Source organism: Rubritalea spongiae (assembly GCF_042652385.1).
In the GTDB taxonomy this organism is placed as follows: Bacteria; Verrucomicrobiota; Verrucomicrobiia; order Verrucomicrobiales; family Akkermansiaceae; genus Rubritalea; species Rubritalea spongiae.
This window is the reverse complement of record NZ_JBHSJM010000001.1, coordinates 3,335,837-3,355,511: the sequence shown is the minus strand read 5'-3', so window position 1 is coordinate 3,355,511 and position 19,675 is coordinate 3,335,837. Positions and strand designations below refer to the sequence as shown.

18 protein-coding genes are annotated in these 19,675 nt (G+C 49.5%); 8 read left to right on the top strand and 10 right to left on the bottom strand.

Translation table 11 applies throughout. The features are described from left to right. Nucleotides 1–2: 2 nt before the first annotated feature. Entirely contained in the window at nt 3–683 is a 681-nt protein-coding gene (locus ACFPK9_RS14850) for a lysophospholipid acyltransferase family protein (RefSeq protein ID WP_377096042.1), read from the bottom strand. A 106-nt stretch (nt 684–789) separates the two neighbouring features. Between ACFPK9_RS14850 and ACFPK9_RS14845 the strand changes: the two genes are divergently transcribed. The 4 genes from ACFPK9_RS14845 (at nt 790) to ACFPK9_RS14830 (ending at nt 5,295) form a co-directional block, all read left to right on the top strand. Beyond that, complete coding sequence (locus ACFPK9_RS14845; protein WP_377096040.1) at nt 790–1,263, top strand: iron-sulfur cluster assembly scaffold protein; 474 nt, start codon at nt 790–792, stop codon at nt 1,261–1,263. A 25-nt stretch (nt 1,264–1,288) separates the two neighbouring features. Then, nucleotides 1,289–1,870: a DUF2062 domain-containing protein gene (locus ACFPK9_RS14840; RefSeq protein ID WP_377096037.1), complete on the top strand. Its 582-nt coding sequence runs from the start codon at nt 1,289–1,291 to the stop codon at nt 1,868–1,870. 69 nt (nt 1,871–1,939) lie between these two features. Next, nucleotides 1,940–3,958, top strand: coding sequence for a DUF1549 domain-containing protein (locus tag ACFPK9_RS14835; protein WP_377096034.1), 2,019 nt, complete (start codon nt 1,940–1,942; stop codon nt 3,956–3,958). Nucleotides 3,959–3,993: 35 nt separating this feature from the next. Further along, a complete protein-coding gene (locus tag ACFPK9_RS14830) occupies nt 3,994–5,295 on the top strand; it encodes a DUF1501 domain-containing protein (protein WP_377096031.1) in 1,302 nt (433 codons plus the stop codon). A gap of 7 nt (nt 5,296–5,302) precedes the next feature. Here ACFPK9_RS14830 and recR read toward each other — a convergent pair whose 3' ends face one another. The 5 genes from recR to rpsM form a co-directional block, all read right to left on the bottom strand. Further along, the gene (gene recR, locus ACFPK9_RS14825; RefSeq protein WP_377096028.1) at nt 5,303–5,902 is read right to left on the bottom strand and encodes a recombination mediator RecR; all 600 of its coding nucleotides are present in this window, start codon (nt 5,900–5,902) and stop codon (nt 5,303–5,305) included. 2 nt (nt 5,903–5,904) lie between these two features. Further along, a complete protein-coding gene (locus ACFPK9_RS14820) occupies nt 5,905–6,411 on the bottom strand; it encodes a hypothetical protein (RefSeq protein ID WP_377096025.1) in 507 nt (168 codons plus the stop codon). A 186-nt stretch (nt 6,412–6,597) separates the two neighbouring features. Further along, a complete protein-coding gene (gene rpsD, locus ACFPK9_RS14815) occupies nt 6,598–7,209 on the bottom strand; it encodes a 30S ribosomal protein S4 (protein WP_377096022.1) in 612 nt (203 codons plus the stop codon). A gap of 31 nt (nt 7,210–7,240) precedes the next feature. Continuing rightward, nucleotides 7,241–7,816 carry a 30S ribosomal protein S11 gene (rpsK, locus tag ACFPK9_RS14810; RefSeq protein WP_377096018.1) on the bottom strand — a complete coding sequence of 192 codons (576 nt, stop codon included), beginning with the start codon at nt 7,814–7,816 and terminating at the stop codon, nt 7,241–7,243. 19 nt (nt 7,817–7,835) lie between these two features. Beyond that, nucleotides 7,836–8,204 (bottom strand): 30S ribosomal protein S13, encoded by a 369-nt coding sequence (gene rpsM, locus ACFPK9_RS14805; protein WP_377096015.1) that lies wholly within the window; start codon nt 8,202–8,204, stop codon nt 7,836–7,838. Nucleotides 8,205–8,357: 153 nt separating this feature from the next. On the opposite strand from rpsM, the gene ACFPK9_RS14800 reads away from it, so the two are divergent. Beyond that, on the top strand, nt 8,358–8,915 hold the full coding sequence (locus tag ACFPK9_RS14800; RefSeq protein WP_377096013.1) for a 5-formyltetrahydrofolate cyclo-ligase: 558 nt from the start codon (nt 8,358–8,360) through the stop codon (nt 8,913–8,915). A 160-nt stretch (nt 8,916–9,075) separates the two neighbouring features. After that, nucleotides 9,076–10,635, top strand: coding sequence for a sulfatase family protein (locus tag ACFPK9_RS14795; RefSeq protein ID WP_377096010.1), 1,560 nt, complete (start codon nt 9,076–9,078; stop codon nt 10,633–10,635). Between the two features lie 11 nt (nt 10,636–10,646). Here ACFPK9_RS14795 and ACFPK9_RS14790 read toward each other — a convergent pair whose 3' ends face one another. From ACFPK9_RS14790 to ACFPK9_RS14775, 4 genes are all read right to left on the bottom strand, one after another. Then, nucleotides 10,647–12,761 carry a transglutaminase family protein gene (locus ACFPK9_RS14790; RefSeq protein WP_377096007.1) on the bottom strand — a complete coding sequence of 705 codons (2,115 nt, stop codon included), beginning with the start codon at nt 12,759–12,761 and terminating at the stop codon, nt 10,647–10,649. Further along, the gene (locus tag ACFPK9_RS14785; protein WP_377096004.1) at nt 12,742–13,647 is read right to left on the bottom strand and encodes a transglutaminase family protein; all 906 of its coding nucleotides are present in this window, start codon (nt 13,645–13,647) and stop codon (nt 12,742–12,744) included. The genes ACFPK9_RS14790 and ACFPK9_RS14785 overlap by 20 nt, the downstream gene beginning before the upstream one ends. Next, nucleotides 13,644–14,522 (bottom strand): transglutaminase family protein, encoded by an 879-nt coding sequence (locus ACFPK9_RS14780; protein WP_377096001.1) that lies wholly within the window; start codon nt 14,520–14,522, stop codon nt 13,644–13,646. The genes ACFPK9_RS14785 and ACFPK9_RS14780 overlap by 4 nt, the downstream gene beginning before the upstream one ends. 77 nt (nt 14,523–14,599) lie before the next feature. Further along, entirely contained in the window at nt 14,600–17,164 is a 2,565-nt protein-coding gene (locus tag ACFPK9_RS14775; RefSeq protein ID WP_377095998.1) for a circularly permuted type 2 ATP-grasp protein, read from the bottom strand. A gap of 195 nt (nt 17,165–17,359) precedes the next feature. Between ACFPK9_RS14775 and ACFPK9_RS14770 the strand changes: the two genes are divergently transcribed. Together ACFPK9_RS14770 and ACFPK9_RS14765 are read left to right on the top strand one after the other, a co-directional pair. Beyond that, on the top strand, nt 17,360–18,172 hold the full coding sequence (locus ACFPK9_RS14770; protein ID WP_377095996.1) for a transglutaminase-like domain-containing protein: 813 nt from the start codon (nt 17,360–17,362) through the stop codon (nt 18,170–18,172). A gap of 46 nt (nt 18,173–18,218) precedes the next feature. Further along, complete coding sequence (locus ACFPK9_RS14765) at nt 18,219–19,655, top strand: circularly permuted type 2 ATP-grasp protein (RefSeq protein ID WP_377095993.1); 1,437 nt, start codon at nt 18,219–18,221, stop codon at nt 19,653–19,655. The last annotated feature ends 20 nt before the right edge of the window (nt 19,656–19,675 follow it).

Genomic DNA, 19,675 nt, shown 5'->3' with positions numbered 1-19,675 from the left:
AGTTACTCTACTTGCCCTTTTTCGTACGGTACATCATCAAGCCCTTGCTGCATACATCTCTCCACAGCCAAGCGCTTCTCTTCGAAAAGCTCCACAGAAAGCCCCTGCTCAATTTCCATTGGTTTTTCTAAAATCACTTCCACCTGCGAGAAAGGCTTGGGAATGCGAAAACTATCCCAAGTTTTCAAGCGCCAACAACTAGAGTAGTTCACTCGGATTGGAACCAATGGCGCCCCCGTAGCTTCTGCCATTTTGATAATCCCAGCCTGAAGTCGGTACTTAGGTCCCCTTGGTCCATCTGGGGTAATACACACGTCTAGTCCTTCTTTAATCGCTTTTCTTAAAGCTATAAGAGCCGCCACCGCACGCCGCGAGCTGGAACCGCGCACCGCACCGATGTCACAGACTTTAACAGCACTCTCTAACACCGCGCCATCCTTACTCGCACTGGTCAGCACCACCACCTTGCGATGCCTAAAAAATTTCAAGCGCACATACGGCATCACAAACACCGTATTATGCCAAAACGCCCAGAGCACAGGTTTTGCATAATCCCCACTCAAACCAGAGTTATCTGTGACCTTGATCCGTAAAGTCGAGCCGACTAGTCGCAAGCCCCATCCTGCAACACTACCAATAATACGTTGCTTCCCAGTCCCTCGAATTTCAGTCGTCTTAGCCATTTCCTGTACACACCATCATAGAACACCCTTCATCTTACAAGTGCCAGCTAGCAAAAATCAACAATCTTCACTTGCCAGAACCCCAAACTAAAGGGATGTTCCCTGCATGAGCGACTTCGAGGACAAGGTACGTGAAACACTAGCCAATCCACAAAACCAAGGGGAAATGCAAGACGCTGACTCCGTCGGCACTGTCGGCTCACCAGATTGCGGTGACATGCTCCGTATGTGGCTCAAATTTACCGAAAAAGATGGCAAAAAGGTGATCGATAAAGCGTCCTTCCAGTCATTCGGCTGCCAGACAGCCATTGCCGTCGCCTCTATGGCAACTGAAATGCTCAAAGGCAAAACTCTCGACGAAGCCTCCAAACTCAATGCACAAGAGCTCAGCGGTGACCTCGGAGCTCTCCCTCCGATGAAAATTCACTGCGGCCAACTAGTTGAAGGAGCTCTCAAAAATGCTCTCGATTCAAATCCTTCAAACAGCGCGAACGACTCAGCTAGTACCACTAACACCCTCGCTAACAACATTAATGACAAGCCAAAAGGCTCCATTCGAATCGTCCCCCTCGAAGACTAATTTCTAAATAGGAAATCTCTATCGAATGAAGCGCAAATATCTCAGAATGGTTCGTCGAACCTATCGATACTTGCGCCACCCACGCATTCGTAAAATCAAATGGCTCACGCCATTTACCCAGGCAGTTTTCCACAAGCGCTACTGGAGCCCCTGCCGCTCAACTGTTGCAAATGGTCTCTCTATCGGACTTTTCTGCGCCATGCTCCCCATTCCCATGCAGATGCTTGTGGCGGCACTTGGCTGTCTCCGAGCACGAGGAAATGTGCCTGTAGCAATCGCCGCTTGCTGGGTAACCAACCCCATCACCCAAGCTCCGATTATGATGACTCAGCATAAATACGGATGCTGGCTCCACAACACTCTCAACCTTCCTCGCCCCCCTTTCATTTCAAAAGTTGAGAAAACTTTTTCGCATCCAGATATCGATTTCTTAGGCTTCCAACTCTTAGCCGAAGGTTCAAACACGATCAATATGGGTGACTTCGTACTCGGATTTCTCGCTTCTGGCATCACGCTCAGTCTCATCGCCTACCCCCTCGTCTGGATAGTCAGCATGTTCCTCCCTAATCGCGGCAAAGCTGAAGACCCTTGGGATCCACCTGTATAAGTTTCTGATTATAAGGTGTAACTTTGCGAAACAATTTTCGTATACTAGGTAGAAGTCATCTTCTATCTTATGATCACTGCACGCCCGATTCTTATCCTTCTAGCGATAACTTCTACTTCTATCGCAAAGAAGCAACCCCTTGCCGTTATCACCAATGCGGCGGCAGAAATTGACTACCTCATTGAGGAAGCGAATACCCAAAATAACATCGCTCCCAACTCCATCCTAGAAGATTCTATCTTCCTGCGTCGCGCCTATCTCAACATCACCGGCCGCATTCCCACTTACGAGGAATCCAAAAACTTTCTCGATAGTTCTGCCAAAGACAAGCGAGCAAAACTCATCGAACAACTCACCTACTCACCCGGATTCAATTCCCATCTGTTCAATTTTTACGCCAACCTCCTACGCCTCAAAACCAACCAAGAACAATTCGGTCTAGGCTGGCACGTCTGGTTGCGCGACGCCGTCAAAACCAACCAAGGCTACGACACCATCGTCAATAAAATGCTGTCCGCCACCGGCCACTGCTCCACTAATCCAGCAGTTGGTTACTACCTCAGAGATCGCGGCATGTTGCTCGACAACATCTCTAACACTTCAAAAGTCTTCCTCGGCACCCAAATCGGCTGCGCCCAGTGCCACGATGACCCGTTCGAAGATTGGACCCAAAAACAATACTATCAACTCGCAGCCTTTGGTTCAGAAATTTCCTACAACAGTGAGATCGTCCGTAAAAAGGTCAAAGAAGTCGTCGAATATAAAGTAAGAAAAGACGGAGGTAAACCAACTCGACAACTTACAAAAAACGAACTCAAGGAGCGTATCAAGCTAAGTAAAAATGAAGCACGAGACCTCAACTCGATCTTTCGCAACTTCAACAGGAACTCTATCAATCTCCAATCTGGCAAAAAACTCACCCTACCTGCCGATTACAAATACAACGATGCCAAACCCAAAGACGTCGTCACCCCAAATGTGCTATTTGGCTCCATGCCAACTTCCGCCGCCGACTCCGACAAACACCAACAAATGGCAGATTGGATCACTTCCCCCTCCAACCCAATGTTTAGCAAAGTCATCGTTAATCGTCTCTGGAAACATGCCCTTGGCTACGGCTTAGTTGAACCTGTAGACAACTGGACAGACCGCTCCAACATCGCCCACGAAGAAGTCATCGATATCCTCGTCCAAATCCTCCACACCTCAGACTTCGATGTTCGTGAAACCCTCCGCGTCATCTATCACACCAAGCTCTTCCAGCGCGAAGCTTGCGATTTTGAAATCACCGACGGTCGCATCCACGACTTCCGCGGCCCACTACTCCGCCGCATGAGTTCCGAAGAACTCTACGACTCACTCATCACTCTCGCCAAAGGCAACATCGATAATCTCATCAATGAAGACCAACTCAAAAAATGGGCAAACTTCCAAAGCAGCATCCAGCAGCTCGTCAGCGCCTCACCTCAGGAAATTATCAAACTCGATAACCAAGCAGACATCGTAGAAGACGCCCTGCGCGAGCCTCAGAATGAAGCAAAAAAACTGCGCGCAGAAAAGGATAAAGCCATTCAAGAAGGCGACACCCAACGCGAAAAGCAACTATCCTCCAAGCTCAAGCGCCTCTACGAGAAAATGAACGACATCAAAAAAGCAAAGCAGTCTGAGCAAATGGAAGAGATGAGCATGGTCATGCAGTACAACCTGCGCACCAAAGACAACATCCTCCTACGCGCCTCAGAAATGCCCCAACCCTTCAAACCTGGTTCGCTCCCTCGCGATTTTGGCGGATCCGACCGCGAAACAACCAATGCTCAGCACACTCACGCCTCCATCCCCCAGGCCCTCACCATGCTCAACGGCAAACAGATTGATAACCTCATCACCCAACAAAGCCGCATCGGCAAAATGCTCAAAAGCTTCCATCGCGAAAACGACCGCCTCAACGTCCTTTTCCTCTCGATCTACAATAGCTACCCGACTTCTGAAGAAGAAATCATGCTGAAGCAATACAGTCGCAGCAAACAGGAAATCTACATCCTCGCCAAAGCCATGCTGAACTCAAAACGCTTCCTCTTCGTCCAATAATCCAGCCATCCTCTCCAACCTCAACTCTCAGAAAAATGTCTGAACTCAATCGCCGCACCTTTCTCGCCAGAACCGCTCAAACCTGTTTCGGTGTCTCCGTGGGATCCTCCATGGCCACCCTATTTAACTCCCAAGCATTCGCTGCCTCACCTTCCGTCAAAAAAGCTGGTGGCGGCAAAGCTAAACACGTCATTTACCTCTTCATGTCTGGCGGCATGACCCACATCGACACCTTCGATCCCAAGACCTCTGCTGGCTCTTCAATCATGGGCGACACCAAAGCCATTGGAACCAATGTCGATGGCATCCAACTCGGGCATTGGCTCCCAGAACTCTCTAAACAAGCCGACAAAATCGCCATCATTCGCTCGATGAACTCGACCCAGGGCGCTCACGGCCCCGGCCGCTACTTCATGCGTACCGGCTACACCCAGCGTGCCTCCATCGTCCACCCAACTGCTGGTGGTTGGGTCAATAAACTCAGCACACCTCTCAATGAAACTCTACCCTCGTTCGTCACCGTCTCCTGCGGCAATGACCACCCAGGAGCTGGCTTCATGGAACCCAACCTTCAACCACTACCCATCGGCAACCCGAATGAAGGATTAAAAAATTCCTCACGCCCAAAACGCGCCACCGAACAAGACTTCCAGCGCCAACTCGAAGTCCGCAAAATGCTCGACGCCCAATTCGATGCCAAATACCACAAAGGCCACAAGTCCGTGCGCGCTTACAATGAAGTCTACAACTCCGCTGTCAAATTGATGAAAAGCGAGGACCTCACCGCTTTCGATCTATCTAACGAATCAGAAGCCACCCACAAGCTCTACGGAGCCGCCAACTTTTCCAAAGGCTGCCTACTCGCGCGCCGACTCGTTGAACGCGGTGTCCGCTCAGTCGAAGTAGAACTCGGTGGTTTCGATTGGCACAACGACAACTTCCAACAAGCCGCAAATAAACTCCCCATCGTTGACCAAGCTGTCTCAGCACTACTCATCGATCTCAAAGCTAAAGGCCTACTCGATTCCACCTTAGTGGTCCTCGCTACCGAATTCGGTCGCACTCCAAAAGTCACACCAGAAGGTGGCCGCGACCATTTTCCGAAAGCCTTTTCCACCATGATGGCTGGCGGCGGCATCAAAGGCGGCTTCGTCTACGGTGAAACCGATGAAACCGGCATGAACGTCACCAGCGAAAAAGTCACCGCTTCCGACTTCAATGCAACCATCGGCCACGCCATGGGCATCAACTACGATCAGACAATTTACAGCGCCTCCAAGCGTCCATTCAAAATGGCTGGCCGCAAAGGGCAAGTCATCACCGAACTCTTCGGATAGTTGGTCGCTAGCGCCTGCCTTGCAACGCACGCATCAAAGTTAACTCGTCAGCATGCTCCAGCCCACCACCGGCGGGCAACCCCTGCGCGATGCGTGTCACCCTGCAGTTTTTCTCAGCGAGCACCTCAGAAAGGTAATTCGCTGTCGCCTCTCCCTCTACATCCGAACTGAGAGCCAAAATCACTTCCACACCATCGAGAGCTTCCACCCGATTCACTAATTGGCCAATTTTTAAATCTGTAGGCGTCACATTATCGAGCGGAGAAAGTTTCCCGCCCAAACAATGATAGTAACCACGAAACGCTCCACTACGCTCCATCGGTAACACATCGGTTGGCTGTTCTACAACACAGACCAACTTCTCATCCCGCGTGTGATCATCACACACTGAACAGCCATCTTGAGTCGAAAAAAAGCCACAAGCGGGACACAGCGTCACATTCCTTTCCGCATTCGCCAGCGCCTGTGCCAGCTCTAATGGGTTGCGCTTCTTATGCTGAATCATCCATACAGCCATGCGCTCCGCGCTCCGCGGCCCCACGCCAGGTAACTTTTTCAGCTCAGCAATCAGTTCTCTGACTGGTTCTGGATAATCCGCTCTCGCCATAACTAGTTCACCCTCTCTTTGGCAGGAAATGGAATGGTCTCCACCTTAAGCTCCACACTCTTTGTTCTAACCTCAGCAAGCTTGTCACAGGGCATGCGATGCTGAGAGGCATACACTAGCGCACAACACCAAGTCCACATCAAGGCCAGTAAAGGAACCATCGCCATCCACTCCACATCCCACAAAACCAAACAAGGAACCGCCCCAATCAATAGCACCAAAGAGATCGCCCCAATCAATAAACGTCGCCATAAATTGGCCGAGTCTAACACTACTAAGGCAACTAACCAACTCACCACAAAAGCAATCCCCCAGTTCACATAGTTCATCACCACAACCGGCTCAGAAATTAAAAAGGGCTCTCCTAACCAAATCTTATGCAACAATGTCTCGATCGGTCTAAAAAAGCCCATCAACTCCATGCCCACAGCAAGCACGCTCCCAGTAAGGGCGCATAGCGTAGCTGGTACAACCACAGTACCATTTGGTTTCGGAGCATCAGAGTGCATAGGCGTGCGGGGACTATAGAACTAGCCTATTTGATCCTTCAAGTACCAAAGCCAGAAAGCCTGCGATCATACCCAAAGATTCCTCTTTATGCTATCCATCTCGTCCACAACACATTGCGTATGAAAAGAAAAAGCGCAAGGACCCGAGCCCTTGCGCTTTTTGTAAATTGGATAATCTCGGTGAGATTAACGTGAGTAAAGTTCAACAACGAGCTGAACGTTTACGCCGTGATCGAAATCATCAGGCTCAGGAAGACGAGCGATTGTGCCGGCCATCTTCTCACGATCAATTGTGAGCCAGTCCTTAAGTGGAACTGCCTGTGTAAGGTCTAAAGCGCGGAGACCGAGCTGCTGAGAAGAAGCCTTCTCAGATACTGCGATAACGTCACCTGGCTTACACTGATATGAAGCGATGTCTGTCTTCACACCGTTCACTGTTACGTGACCGTGGTTAACGAATTGACGTGCTGCTGAACGTGTGTTGCCGAAACCAAGACGGTAGCAAACATTGTCGAGACGTGTTTCAAGAAGACGAACGAGAGTGTCACCTGTAATACCACGTTGGCGTGATGCCTCTGCGTAGTATGCGCGGAATTGCTTCTCAAGAACACCAAACTGGAAACGAAGCTTCTGTTTCTCACCAAGAGCTACTGAGTAGTCAGACTTCTTACGACGACCTGCACGAAGACCGTGCTGACCTGGTGGGAAGTTACGACGCTCAAGTGCCTTAGAAGGTCCGAAGAGAGCTACACCGAAACGGCGGCTGATTTTATCTTTAGGGCCAATATAACGTGCCATAATAAAAAAGTAGTTAAAAAGTTAGGTTAAATTATACGCGACGTGCTTTCTTAGGACGGCAGCCGTTGTGTGGAACTGGTGTCACATCTTTGATTGCAGAGATTTCAAGACCAAGGCCTTGAGCAGCACGTACAGCGGATTCACGACCAGCACCTGGGCCTTTAACGCGAACTTCTACAGTCTTGAGACCGTGGGACATTGCCTGACGGCATGCGTCCTGAGAAACAACCTGTGCAGCATATGCAGTAGACTTACGGGAACCCTTGAAGCCCATCTTACCAGCGGATGACCAGCCGATAGCGTTACCATTGGCATCAGTAACGTTAACAAGAGTGTTGTTGAAAGTAGCAGTCACGTGAACGATACCAGTAGTAATGTTCTTAGACTTCTTCGCCTTGTGAATCTTGAGCTCTTCTTCACCGCCAGCGAGTTCAGCGAAAATGTCACGCTTCTTCTCTTCTTTTTTCGGTGCTTCTTCAGCAGCCGGAGTTTCGGTTGCAGCTGGCGTTTCAGTTGCTGGAGCTTCAGCTGTAGGAGTCTCTACAGGAGCTTCTGATGTTGGAGCCACTTCCTCAGTAGCTTCAGTTTCTTTAATTTCTTCAGACATTGTATTTACAGGTCAAAGTTTACTTAGCTACACCCATTGTGCGCTTCTTACCCTTACGAGTACGTGCATTTGTCTTCGTACGCTGACCGCGAACAGGAAGACCACGCTTGTGGCACTGGCCACGGTGACAGTTGATAGAAGTCAAGCGCTTGAGTGCTGCTTGCTTCTCACGACGAAGGTCACCTTCAATAAGAATCGCCTCGGAAGTGATTACCGTGGCAATCTTTACGAGTTGTTCTTCAGTGAGTTGACCTGTGCGGATATCGGCGTCTACTCCAGCCTGCTCAAGAATCTTCTTAGCAGTAGTAGGGCCAACACCATAGATGTATGGGAGAGAAGCTTCGATGCGCTTCTCATTTGGAATTTCGGTTCCGAAAATTCTTGCCATGGTAATCGGTATTTTAGTGTTAGTATTGTTGCTCCGCAGAATATTTATGCGCGTTGATGCGCAAAGCGGGACGGCTCGTTTACCAGAGATATCCTATCTGGCAAGCGGGAAATGACCATTTCGACACCTTTTCCTCTTATTTTACCCAACTCCATGGATTCTGAACTTAAACTTAAAAAAAATGCCCTCCGCCAACAAATGCGCGAAAAACTTCTCCAGCTCTCACACTCTGAAAAAATAAAGCAATCTCAAACCATTAATAAAAAGATTGTGCAATACACAGAAGACAATCCGCAACTCACCACAGTCGCTAGCTTTGCTGCACTCCCAACCGAACCGAACCTACAAAGTCTACATTCCCAAAATCTCGCACTCGTCTATCCTCTTTCTCACCAAGACGGCCTGATGCAGTTTTACCGCGTGGACGAAACCAGCAGCCTAGTCAAAGGCCGCTTCGCAATACCCGAACCCAACCCATCGATTCATCCAGCTGTAGCAATCGAACAAATCGACCTCTTCCTAGTACCAGCCTTCGCCTATACTCCCGATGGTAAAAGATTAGGAAAAGGCGGTGGCTACTACGATCGCTTATTAGTCAACCGCTCACCTCAGAGTAAACTCATCGGAGTCTGTTTCTCTTGCCAAGTACTCAAGACATTACCAACGGAACCACACGACATCTCTGTCGACCATCTCATTTCAGGTTCATAAACACTACATTTTCCAAAAAAACCATGAGCCAATCTTATATTTTTCTATCGTAAAAAACACAGGCCTCGACGTAAGATTTTCTCCCGTTCCCTTGTATAGCTTTGATATATCACCAGTGTGTCTGGAGTAAATACTCCGCACTACACTAAATACACGACATATGAACCACTTCAAAAAAGTAATCCTCTCTGTCTGCGCGGCTGTTCCAGCTTTCGCACAAGCAGCTTCTGAGAAAGCGCCTAACATTGTCTACATTCTCGCCGATGATCTCGGTTACGGTGATGTCCAATGCCTCAACCCAGAGCGCGGTAAGATTCCGACTCCACACATGGACAAAGTCGCGGCCGAAGGAATGACTTTCACAGACGCACACACAAGCTCATCCGTTTGCACGCCCACACGTTACAGCATCATGACAGGTCGCTATAACTGGCGCAGCAAACTTCAGCGCAGCGTGCTCGATGGCTATGGTGAGCCTCTCATTCCTACCGACCGCCTGACAGTCCCGAGCTTCTTAAGAGAAAATGGCTACACTACTGCTATGATCGGAAAGTGGCACATCGGTCTCGACATCGCTACCACTGATGGCAAAAAAGCCAGACCTAAGAGTGGTTTAAGACAGAAAAGAGGCAAAGGATCATTCTCACCAGCTGAACTCTCCAACATCGATTGGAAGGGCGAAATCAAAGGCGGCCCAGTCGATCTAGGCTTTGATACTTGGTACGGCATCTCCGCTTCTCTCGATTTTCCACCCTACGTCTGGATCCGTAACCGCAACTGGGTGGGCGAAGGCACCCACGCGAAAGCCTTCCACCGTGACGGCCCAGCCAGCGAAGACTTCGAAGCTATCGACGTGCTTGATAAACTCGCTGCCGAATCTGTAAAATTCATCTCAGAATACGATAGCGACAAGCCATTCTTTACTTATATTCCACTGCCCTCACCTCACACCCCCATCGTCCCTTCTAAAAAGTGGCAGGGAAAAAGTGGTCTCGGAGACTACGGAGATTTCGTGATGCAGACCGATGACTTTGTTGGCCAAATCGTCAAAGCTCTCGATGACAAAGGCATCTCAGAAAACACCCTTCTCATCGTCACCAGTGACAATGGCACATCGAAGCGTGCCGACTTCAAACACCTTGAAAGCCAAGGCCACTTCGCCAGTGCACAGTTCCGCGGCTCAAAGGCTGACATTTGGGAAGGTGGCCACCGTGTACCATTTCTCGTAAAATGGCCAAAAGTCATCCCCGCTGGTAGCAAATCAGATATTCTCACCTGCCAAATCGATCTACTCGGCACTTGTGCTGAGCTCCTCGGTAAAGAACTCCCAACGAACGCAGGCGAAGACAGCGAAAGCATTCTCCCCGTACTCAAAGGAGAAAAACCCGAGTTCACCCGCGAAGGCATCATCCACCACAGCGTAAGCGGCCACTTCGCCTACCGCCAGGGTCAACACAAACTTATCCTCGCCTACGGCTCAGGTGGCTGGACCGCCCCCAATGAACCAACTGCAAAAAAACAAGGAGCGCCAAAAGCACAACTCTACGACCTCTCTGCTGATCCGGGCGAGCAAAACAACCTCTATGAGTCAAAGCCCGAACTCGCAGAGAAACTCCTCTCTCAGCTCACCGAATATGTTGGGTCTGGTTCCTCCGTCAAAGGCAAGAAATCCCATAACGATGTCGAAAGCATCAGACTTTGGAAGAGTATCGGCAATTAACCAATCCATCCCTATACCCGCAGCTGACGACGCAGGTCTAGCGTGTACTTAAACTCAGGTGCCAACTTCGCCTTGATCACTTCGGGTTGATTGCCGATCAAATCCTCAGCCACGATCCAGCGTTCCTCCCTGCGCTTCGCCGCCTGTTTCACTGTGCGTGGTCGTCCATCGTAAACCGTCGATTTTGGATTCCAAAAATGGTAACGCGCGGCCTGCGTAGTCTTACCTGACTTGCGATCAACCCACTCAATCCACAATGGTGATTGAATCGGCACATGAGGATGCAGCGCTGGATACGCACTCGCACTTTTATAGCGTAGTCCACATATCATCTCGCCATCTACCTCACTAAACGGCACTTCCACACCATTCACTAACAGCATGTTCTCTTCTAACAATTTAGATTGAGACAAAGTGAGCTGTAAACGGTCGCTCGAATTATCCACCACCCGCACCGTAGAACTACCTTGAGCTTCCTCAGCCATCAACGGCCAAGACTCGAACGCCTGCCGCACATCGATCGAGCCACCAGGTACTTCTAAGCTACCAACTCTAGGACAGCGAAATTCGAATACTGGACGGAGCCATTCTGGGTCAAAATCAAAGCCATGCTTTTGTAAGTCAGCACAGATCATTTGTACATCTTCCCACAAAAATGCAGGTAAGAAGTAGCGATCGTGTAACTGCGGACCGAAGCGTTTTAGTCTGCGCTTAAACGGAGCCTTAAACAAACGCGCTAAAATCGTACGCACAAACAACGCCACCACCGACATGGTATCAGCATCTTGGTACGTTTCAAATGCACGGAACTCAACAATTCCCAAACAACCATTCGGCGCAGCTAGGTTATGGAATTTATCAAAACACAGCTCCGCACGGTGTGTATTACCAGATGAATCTGTCAGTAGATTTTTGAAAAACTGATCGATCAATGGACCATCTACCAGCCCCTGCATGTTTTCCAACCCTTCACACGCCACCTCGAGCTCGTATAAGCCGTGCTTTGGCCCTTCGTCGACTCGCGGAGCCTGACTCCCAGGTCCCACATGTTGGCCAGTAAAGAAATACGATAAGGCTGGATGATGTTCCCAATAGCGCAACAAGGAAGCAATACGCTTGGGCTCTACCAAAAATGGATTGCGCTCGGAGTCTGGCCCGCCAAAGGCCAAATGTGAACCGCCACCCGTACCATACACAGCTCCATTCAACTGAAATTTGGTCAATTGTAATTTCACTTTCGCGGCCGCTTTTGCACATTGCTTCAGCACATTGTCATACTCGGTCCACGTCGCTGAAGGTGGTAAATTTACTTCTAACACACCTGGATCAGCAGCTAAACCAAGACTCGTAAGAGCCCCATCAGTATCACTCGGCCCATAGCCGCAGATCACTAGATCATGCAGATCCATTTCACTCACAACTGAGCGCAGGATGCATACAAATTCACGGAAACTTCCCCATTCCATAGGTGGGATAAATACTTCAACAGCGCCTTCGCGCACCTCAACCGTCAACGCACTTCGACAACACCCAACAGGCAAATTGTCTAAGGGTAAACGCAGCCCCACGGGGCTATCACCACCAAAAATTTCAATAGGCTGATCCTTTCCATAAGGCCACTCCACAGCACCCCACTGACCTCCGCTACAGTCCACAGGAAGAACCCACCCCGCTTTTGAACCATCGATTTCCACCGCTGGGAGAATAAATTTCTTAAGCCCTAACTTCTTCGCCAATGCCCGAATCAAAGCCTTTGCCGTCTTCCTGCTATTCTCTCCTTGAACGTCATCCAACAATAAGCGCTCCGTCTCTGGCCACAATGGTTCCTGTGGGTGGTGCAGAGTCATGAAATTCCATCTCGGCAAAGGCTCACCAGGATACCATTTGCCAAAGACCTGCATCGCCAGCGCTCCAGGATACACCTTGGATAGTAACTGAGCTGTCATTCGCCGGGCATACCCTAACTTTTCAGGACCCATCGCCGCCACATTCCACTCAAGACTATCCGGCTGCGCGACAATAAAAGTAGGCTCTCCTCCCATTGTGAGAACAATGTCGTTCGACTCCAGATAAGCTTCCACGCTTTCTGCACACTCTTCGATTTCCTTACGCATCTCTGACTTCATTGATTTCTTCCATTTCTAACTCCACCTCCATAGTCGAGCTTACTGATTGCTGTGCAAAATATTTCCCTTGAATCGGGTCTACCGCTGAAGGTTCATGCGACACAGCCGAAGGTATAAAATACGCATTCGCTAAAATCCCATTCGTCGGATCAAAGCCCTTCCAACCAGCTCCAGGTAAGTACACCTCCGCCCAAGCATGCATCGATCCCACAGCACGGTTAAAAGCATGTTCACCAGCATCTCCCACTTCAGGATCAAACAAATACCCACTCACAAAACGCGCTGCAAAACCTAACTTCCGCACTGCGGAAATGTATAGAACCGCCATATCCCGACACGAACCACTTCTCAATGTCAACGTAGTATCAGGAGTTTGAATCCCCTCTTCATCTCTCCTAACATACGCGATATCTCTGCGCACATATCCATTGAGGTCCGACAAAAACTGCACCACATTTTCGTGCACCGAAGGAATCTTAAGCTCATAGTTCAACCAATCGAGCACTCGGAGCGCACCACGTGTCGCTCCGCTTCCCCCCATATACGGCAACAATGCCCGTGCATCAGGTTCCTGATAACTAAAAGGATACGACGTCGCGTAAGATTCTAGAATAAAGTCGAATGGATTATCATCTAATAAACTCACCTCGATGTGCGTCACAAATTCTAACAGGCGAGACTCGGTTAGCCCAAAATTACAAACTAACTCGACATTTCCATAAGCATCTCTCACCCAGCGCTGAGTCGATGCTGGTACAGTTTCGACCTCAAAGTGATCCACATGTCTGCGATGGTTATCTAATGGTCGCAGTAACAGAACGTGCTCACCGAAATTTACTTCTCCAGCATACTGATAGCTCGTCCGGTGCTTGATTTTAACTTTCATTCCTGTGCCCCCGCTAGTGGATTGCGTTTGAGGGAAACCATCACATTAAGCTTTTGGTCATTTGCCCCCATGTACGTCCCTCGCATTGGAGCCACGTCATTGTAATCGCGCCCTACAGCGACCACCACATGCCTTTCACCCGCCGATTGATTGTTCGTAGGGTCCAGTCCCCACCAAGTACCACCAGGCAAACAAACTTCTACCCATGCATGACTGGCAGCAGCTCCTACCATCTCAGGCTCACCCAGCGTAGGGTCATAGGCTTCGATGTAACCGCTGACATAGCGAGCCGGAATACCATTGCTTCGTAAAATAGCTAACATCAAATGCGCGAAATCCTGGCAAACACCACGTCGCTCTTTTACAATGGTTGAAATCGGCGTGCTCACATCAGTAACTCCCGATTTGTACTCAAACTTCTTATAAATCCAGCTATTCAATGCGAGTATAGCCTTCCCGATCTCTTCTCCTTGCTGAAAGAATTTTTTACGAATCGAATAATGCTGATTCAGCGGAACTAAACCACAGGGCTTCAAAAATTCATAATGCTGATAGAGCGAGCTGTTATAAATTTGTCGCGCTTCACCAATCGTCACTTCTAAGACCCTCTCAGAGGGCTCCACCACAAAAGTCTCTACCTCAGCCACAGAAGTCACCGTCAGTTTCGTATGCCGATGAGGAATAGAAAAAAATTCCACCATATTGCCGAAATAATCGACATAACTATCAATCAACGTTTCAGGGTCGGTAATCAAACAACGCTCAATCACCTTCTGAGATTCATTCGATTGTGGCCACACGCGCAACTCTGCAAACGACTCCGATGCCGGCTGTTTGTATAAGTACTCGGTGGTATGAGATACCCGAAAACGCATAATCCTAAATAGAGATAGCAACTCTCACGCCAATGTCCCGTTTATTTCCATCGAAAGATGTGACGGTCTTGCCCCGCTTACTCCAAATCAAACAACATCGGGTCTTGGGCAAAGACATTTTGGTGATTAAAGAAAACATCCTCAATTTGTTTATGAAATCCCTCTATCTCTTTAGTCAGCTCAGCCATCTCCACAGCAATCTTCTGCGCGTCGACTTCTAACGGCTCCAAACCACTTTCCTCAATATCTAAGAAATCAGCATGTGTCCGTTCCACTTTGATCAGCGTGAATCCTTTCAGCTCCTCCATCAACTGATCCAATGATTTCTGCAGCTGATGCCCTAACTCACGATCACCGTTGATCGATAAAGTTCCAATTGCATAATGTAGATTGTGCAAACAAAACATCACCGAGCTCGGATTGGTATCTCCTAAAACAATCAAACGCGATACCCTATCGAGATACGCTCTAGAACGAAACTCCCTACGGTACGCATCCAGTGAACCTAACAAGCGCAGTAAGGCGGTGAGCTCCGCACTCTCCGAGTCGTGCTCCCGATACGTTTTCATAATCCGTGGCAAGGCCACTTCGAGTACAGACATCGTTCCTACCGCACGTTCATAAAAGCGACCAATCCGTAAAAAATGCCAAGCATCATCATGTGATAGCGTCCGCTCAGCGGTCCCATTAAAACGTGCGACCTCACTCACTATTCGCTCGCTGATCTGGCGCAAGCGCGCACGCGTCACAGGCTTCTTCGCCTCTTGCCGTAAGTAAACCATCATCTCCTCGATCACCTCTAACACCTCGGGACTAATCGATTCCCTAACATTTTCTAAGCCATTGCGAGCAGAACCTAAACAGGCCGTCACAGAAGCCCCTTTACTAGAATCTAACAACAGCGTACTCGAGAGCTCCAAGGTATCACTCGGAGGTTTCTTTAACTTCGCCACCGCTTGTTGACCAGTCGCCGCTGCCACAGCTTGTAGCAAAGGCCAGTAAGACCGCTGTTCGGTGTGCGCCAGCTGATCCCAACGCAGCTTTTCCAAAATATTAAACTGCCGAGCCGTATTCTCAGCACGCTCAATATAGCGACCCACCCAGTATAAAGATTCAGCTACACGACTACCGATCGAAAACCTTGAACCACTCGCTGTCGCCCGTCTCTTTGGAGCCAATTTCTCCACCAAGTCGTCTTTCACCAAGACATCTTTCAAGCCACTGGAAACTATCGACAAACGCCGAGTTCGATGCGTTGCCGATGTCTGCCTTGCCATTCCACCAGGTAGAACAATCGGCTCAGCACCTAAGATATAATACGCGCGAAGCTGCATTCCGCGATTCACGAAATGTCCGTTCTTTAAATAAGGAACCTCTGACGACTTTTGAAACTTCTGTGCGACAAAATACTCAGGATATTTACGAGCAAACTGTCTCATCGACGCACTTGTTCCCGAAGGTCGCTTGCCGCCTAACTGTTGCCACAAGATATCGTGATCCTGCACTGGCTTTATCACCATCTCCTCAGAATGTTCCCAGACATGCGTACGTTGGTCGACATCATCCAAGTGATACGTCTCGACCGTTTCTAAGATCGGCTTTTCCTTGAGGTAATGTTTGATCAAGCGATCTGAGTAACGCAACAAAGCGCGATTATCCGCAACTCCCACCCCTGGAGCATTCACGATTGCCACGTTCCCTTTCCGAACCACGTTGATAAGCCCAGGCACCCCTCGCGCCCAACGATTCGGCATGGCGATCGGATCCAACGCTGAACTCTCAATCCTCCGATAAATCACATCCACCGGTTCGAGACCTCGAATAGTTCTCAAGAACACACGGCTCTCGCGGACTAGTAAATCCTTCGGTTGCGCAATCGAAATACCCATGTGACGTGCAATAAAAGACTCTTCGAAATACGCCTGACCGGTATTTTCATTCGTCAATAACAACACATGCGGATTCTTACGCGGCGATTGCGCCCGCAGCATTTCTAGCAGATGCGTGCTGAAACTAGCCACAGGAGCCACGTCAATTTCTTCATACAGCTCAGGAAAGACAGCAGAGAGTACTCGCCGATTCTGCAGAACGTGAGAAATACCAAACGGCGTCCCCATGTGGTTCTCACTCACCTTCCAATTCCCACCACCCACGTCCACCAAGTCAAACGCACCAAACTGAGAATATTCGCCATGCGGCACTTCGATACCATTTAGCTGTCGCAGCAATGCAGGATCTCGCAAGGCCAACTCGTGGGGAATCACTCGCTGGCGCAATACTTGCTGATCGCCATACATATCTGCCACATAGGCATTAAACGCCAATGCCCTCTGCACAATCCCAGCCGAGATGCGCTTCCATTCATCCTTCGGCAACACCACAGGAAATAGATCCAAACGCCAAGGATTGGTCGACTTTTTCAACTTCGACGCATCAGAAAATTGTAAACTTAACTCATCCACCTCGTGGTTCAGCCTCTTCTGACGTTGACCCAGCTGTTTCCGAGAAAAGCTCTGAAACACATCAACCACAGGCTGATAATGCGCTCGTGGAGCCCCCTCCCCACTAATCACAGCATTGCCTTCACCTCCTGGACATCCCGAGAAATGATTCACAGACGCATCGTTGGATGGAGTCAGCATACAGATAGGATCAATGCCTTTCTTCGCTCAGCAAGCAAAGCATTTTTCAAAGAAACTCATTCATCTTAAAAATAATGGAATGACAAAAGAGCAACAATCTCGCCCATCTGTAAATGCAGACTTGCCGACACACTAACACGCGGTATCACTATAGGCAGAACATTCTGTTCTATCCTCATCCAATAATTTCCTGTCATGTGGCTCCACGCAACTAGCTCTCTCGAATTCTCTATTTCTCAAGAAACTCCCTTTCTTCTGATGCTTCGCCCACGCAGTCGTCGGCAGCAATGGATCAGTCGTGAACAATACCTTCTCACACCCAGTGTACCGGTAATGGAATTTACCGACACATTCGGCAACCTCTGCCAGCGAGTCGTCGTGCCAGCTGGTCCACTGACTATCCAGACCGCTGTCGATGCAGAAGTTCCAGATGGTAGCGACACTGCCCCTGGTGCGCCATTCGTCGAAGTCCAAAACCTTCCAAACGAGACCCTCCCCTTTTTGCATCCCAGCCGTTATTGCGAGTCTGATCGCTTCATGACACTCGCTTATCAAGTTACCGCCTCCGCCGCGCACGGCTATGACCAATGCGCAGCCATTGTTAACTATATCCGCGACTCTAAAGTATACGCGCCAGGTCTCGGCACCGAGATAATCAGTGCTTACGAAGCTGATCAACGCACCCACATTGTCTGCCGCGATATGGCCCACATCGGAATCGCCTGTTGCCGCGCGCTCTCGATCCCCGCTCGCATGGTTGTCGGGTATTTAGAATCATTAGATCCGATGGATCTTCACGCCTGGTTCGAAGCCTACGTGGGTGGCCGATGGTACACCTTCGACCCAACTCAAGCTGACAAATCTGGTGGTCGCATAGCCATCGCCTATGGCCGCGACGCCGCCGATGTCGCCATCTACACCCAGTTCGGCCCACCAGTCGAACTCCTCAACATGGCCGTATCTGTCACAAGAAAAAACAACCCACCTAGCATCGAAGCTGTTAATTGATTGTCTTTACTTCAATTGGCACAGCGCCTGCTAAACTAAAACACAAATGTTCAACGACTACCAAAAGGGAGCGTTTTTCGACGAGATGTTCAGCAATGAACAGCTTGACCATTTCGATCACTACAGCCCACTTCACGAACGCTTCTCCCGCCTCAGCCCCCAAGAACTCAGTGACAAACAACTCCTCGTCAATGATGGTTTTCTAGAGCAAGGCATCACCTTCACAGTCTACGGTGACGACCAAGGAACCGAACGTATTTTCCCCTTTGACTTGATCCCACGTATCATTCCCAACTCGGAATGGCAAACTATCGAGCAAGGACTCACCCAGCGCATCCTCGCACTCAACCTCTTTTTACACGACATCTACCACGATGCCGAAATCGTCAAAGACGGGATTATCCCTGAGTCTGTCGTCAAAGGCGCTGCTCACTATCGCCCAGAAATGGTCGGAGTCGACGTCCCACAAGACATTTACCTTCAGATTTGCGGCACCGACTTGATTCGCGATGACCAAGGAAACTACCTCGTTCTCGAAGACAACGGTCGTTGCCCTTCAGGGGTTTCTTATCTATTGGAAAACCGCGAGGCGATGAAGCGCGCCTTCCCGAAACTTTACCGTCAATCTGGAGTGCGCCCGGTCGATAACTACCCAGAAATTCTCCACAAAACTCTAGAGCACCTTACTCCCCGCCCCGGCCAAAAACCAGTCTGTGTCCTACTCACTCCTGGAGTCTACAACAGTGCCTATTTCGAACATTCTTTCCTTGCCCTTAAAATGGGTATCGAAATCGTCGAGGGACGCGACCTTATTGTTCTCAATGGTTACGTCTTCATGCGTACCACCAAAGGGCTCGTACAAGTCGATGTCATCTACCGTCGCCTTGACGATGATTTCCTAGACCCTCGCGTCTTCCGAAAAGATTCCATGCTTGGAGTCCCTGGACTCATGGAAGCTTATCTCAATGGCAATGTTGCCCTCGCCAACGCAGTCGGCACTGGAGTGGCTGACGATAAAGTCACCTACGCTTACGTACCTGACATGATCAAGTACTACCTAGATCAAGACCCGATCCTCGACAGCGTGCCAACCTACCTCGCTTGGCGCGATGACGATCGGAAATTTATTCTAGAGAACCTCGAATCTCTTGTAGTCAAAGCGGCGAATGAATCTGGTGGATATGGTATGCTCATGGGCCCCAGCTCCACCGCCAAGGAACGTGCCGAGTTCAGCGATCGCATTAAAGAAAACCCGCGGAATTACATCGCGCAGCCAGTGGTTTCGCTCTCACGTCACCCCACTTTCTGCCAAGGGGAAGCGATAGAAGGTCGACACATCGACCTCCGCCCCTTCATACTTTATGGTGAAAAAATCGAAATCATCCCCGGTGGACTCACTCGTGTCGCTCTCACAAAAGATTCACTCATAGTCAATTCCTCGCAGGGAGGAGGAAGTAAAGACACATGGGTTCTCCATCACTAAACTAGTTCATTATCACAAAC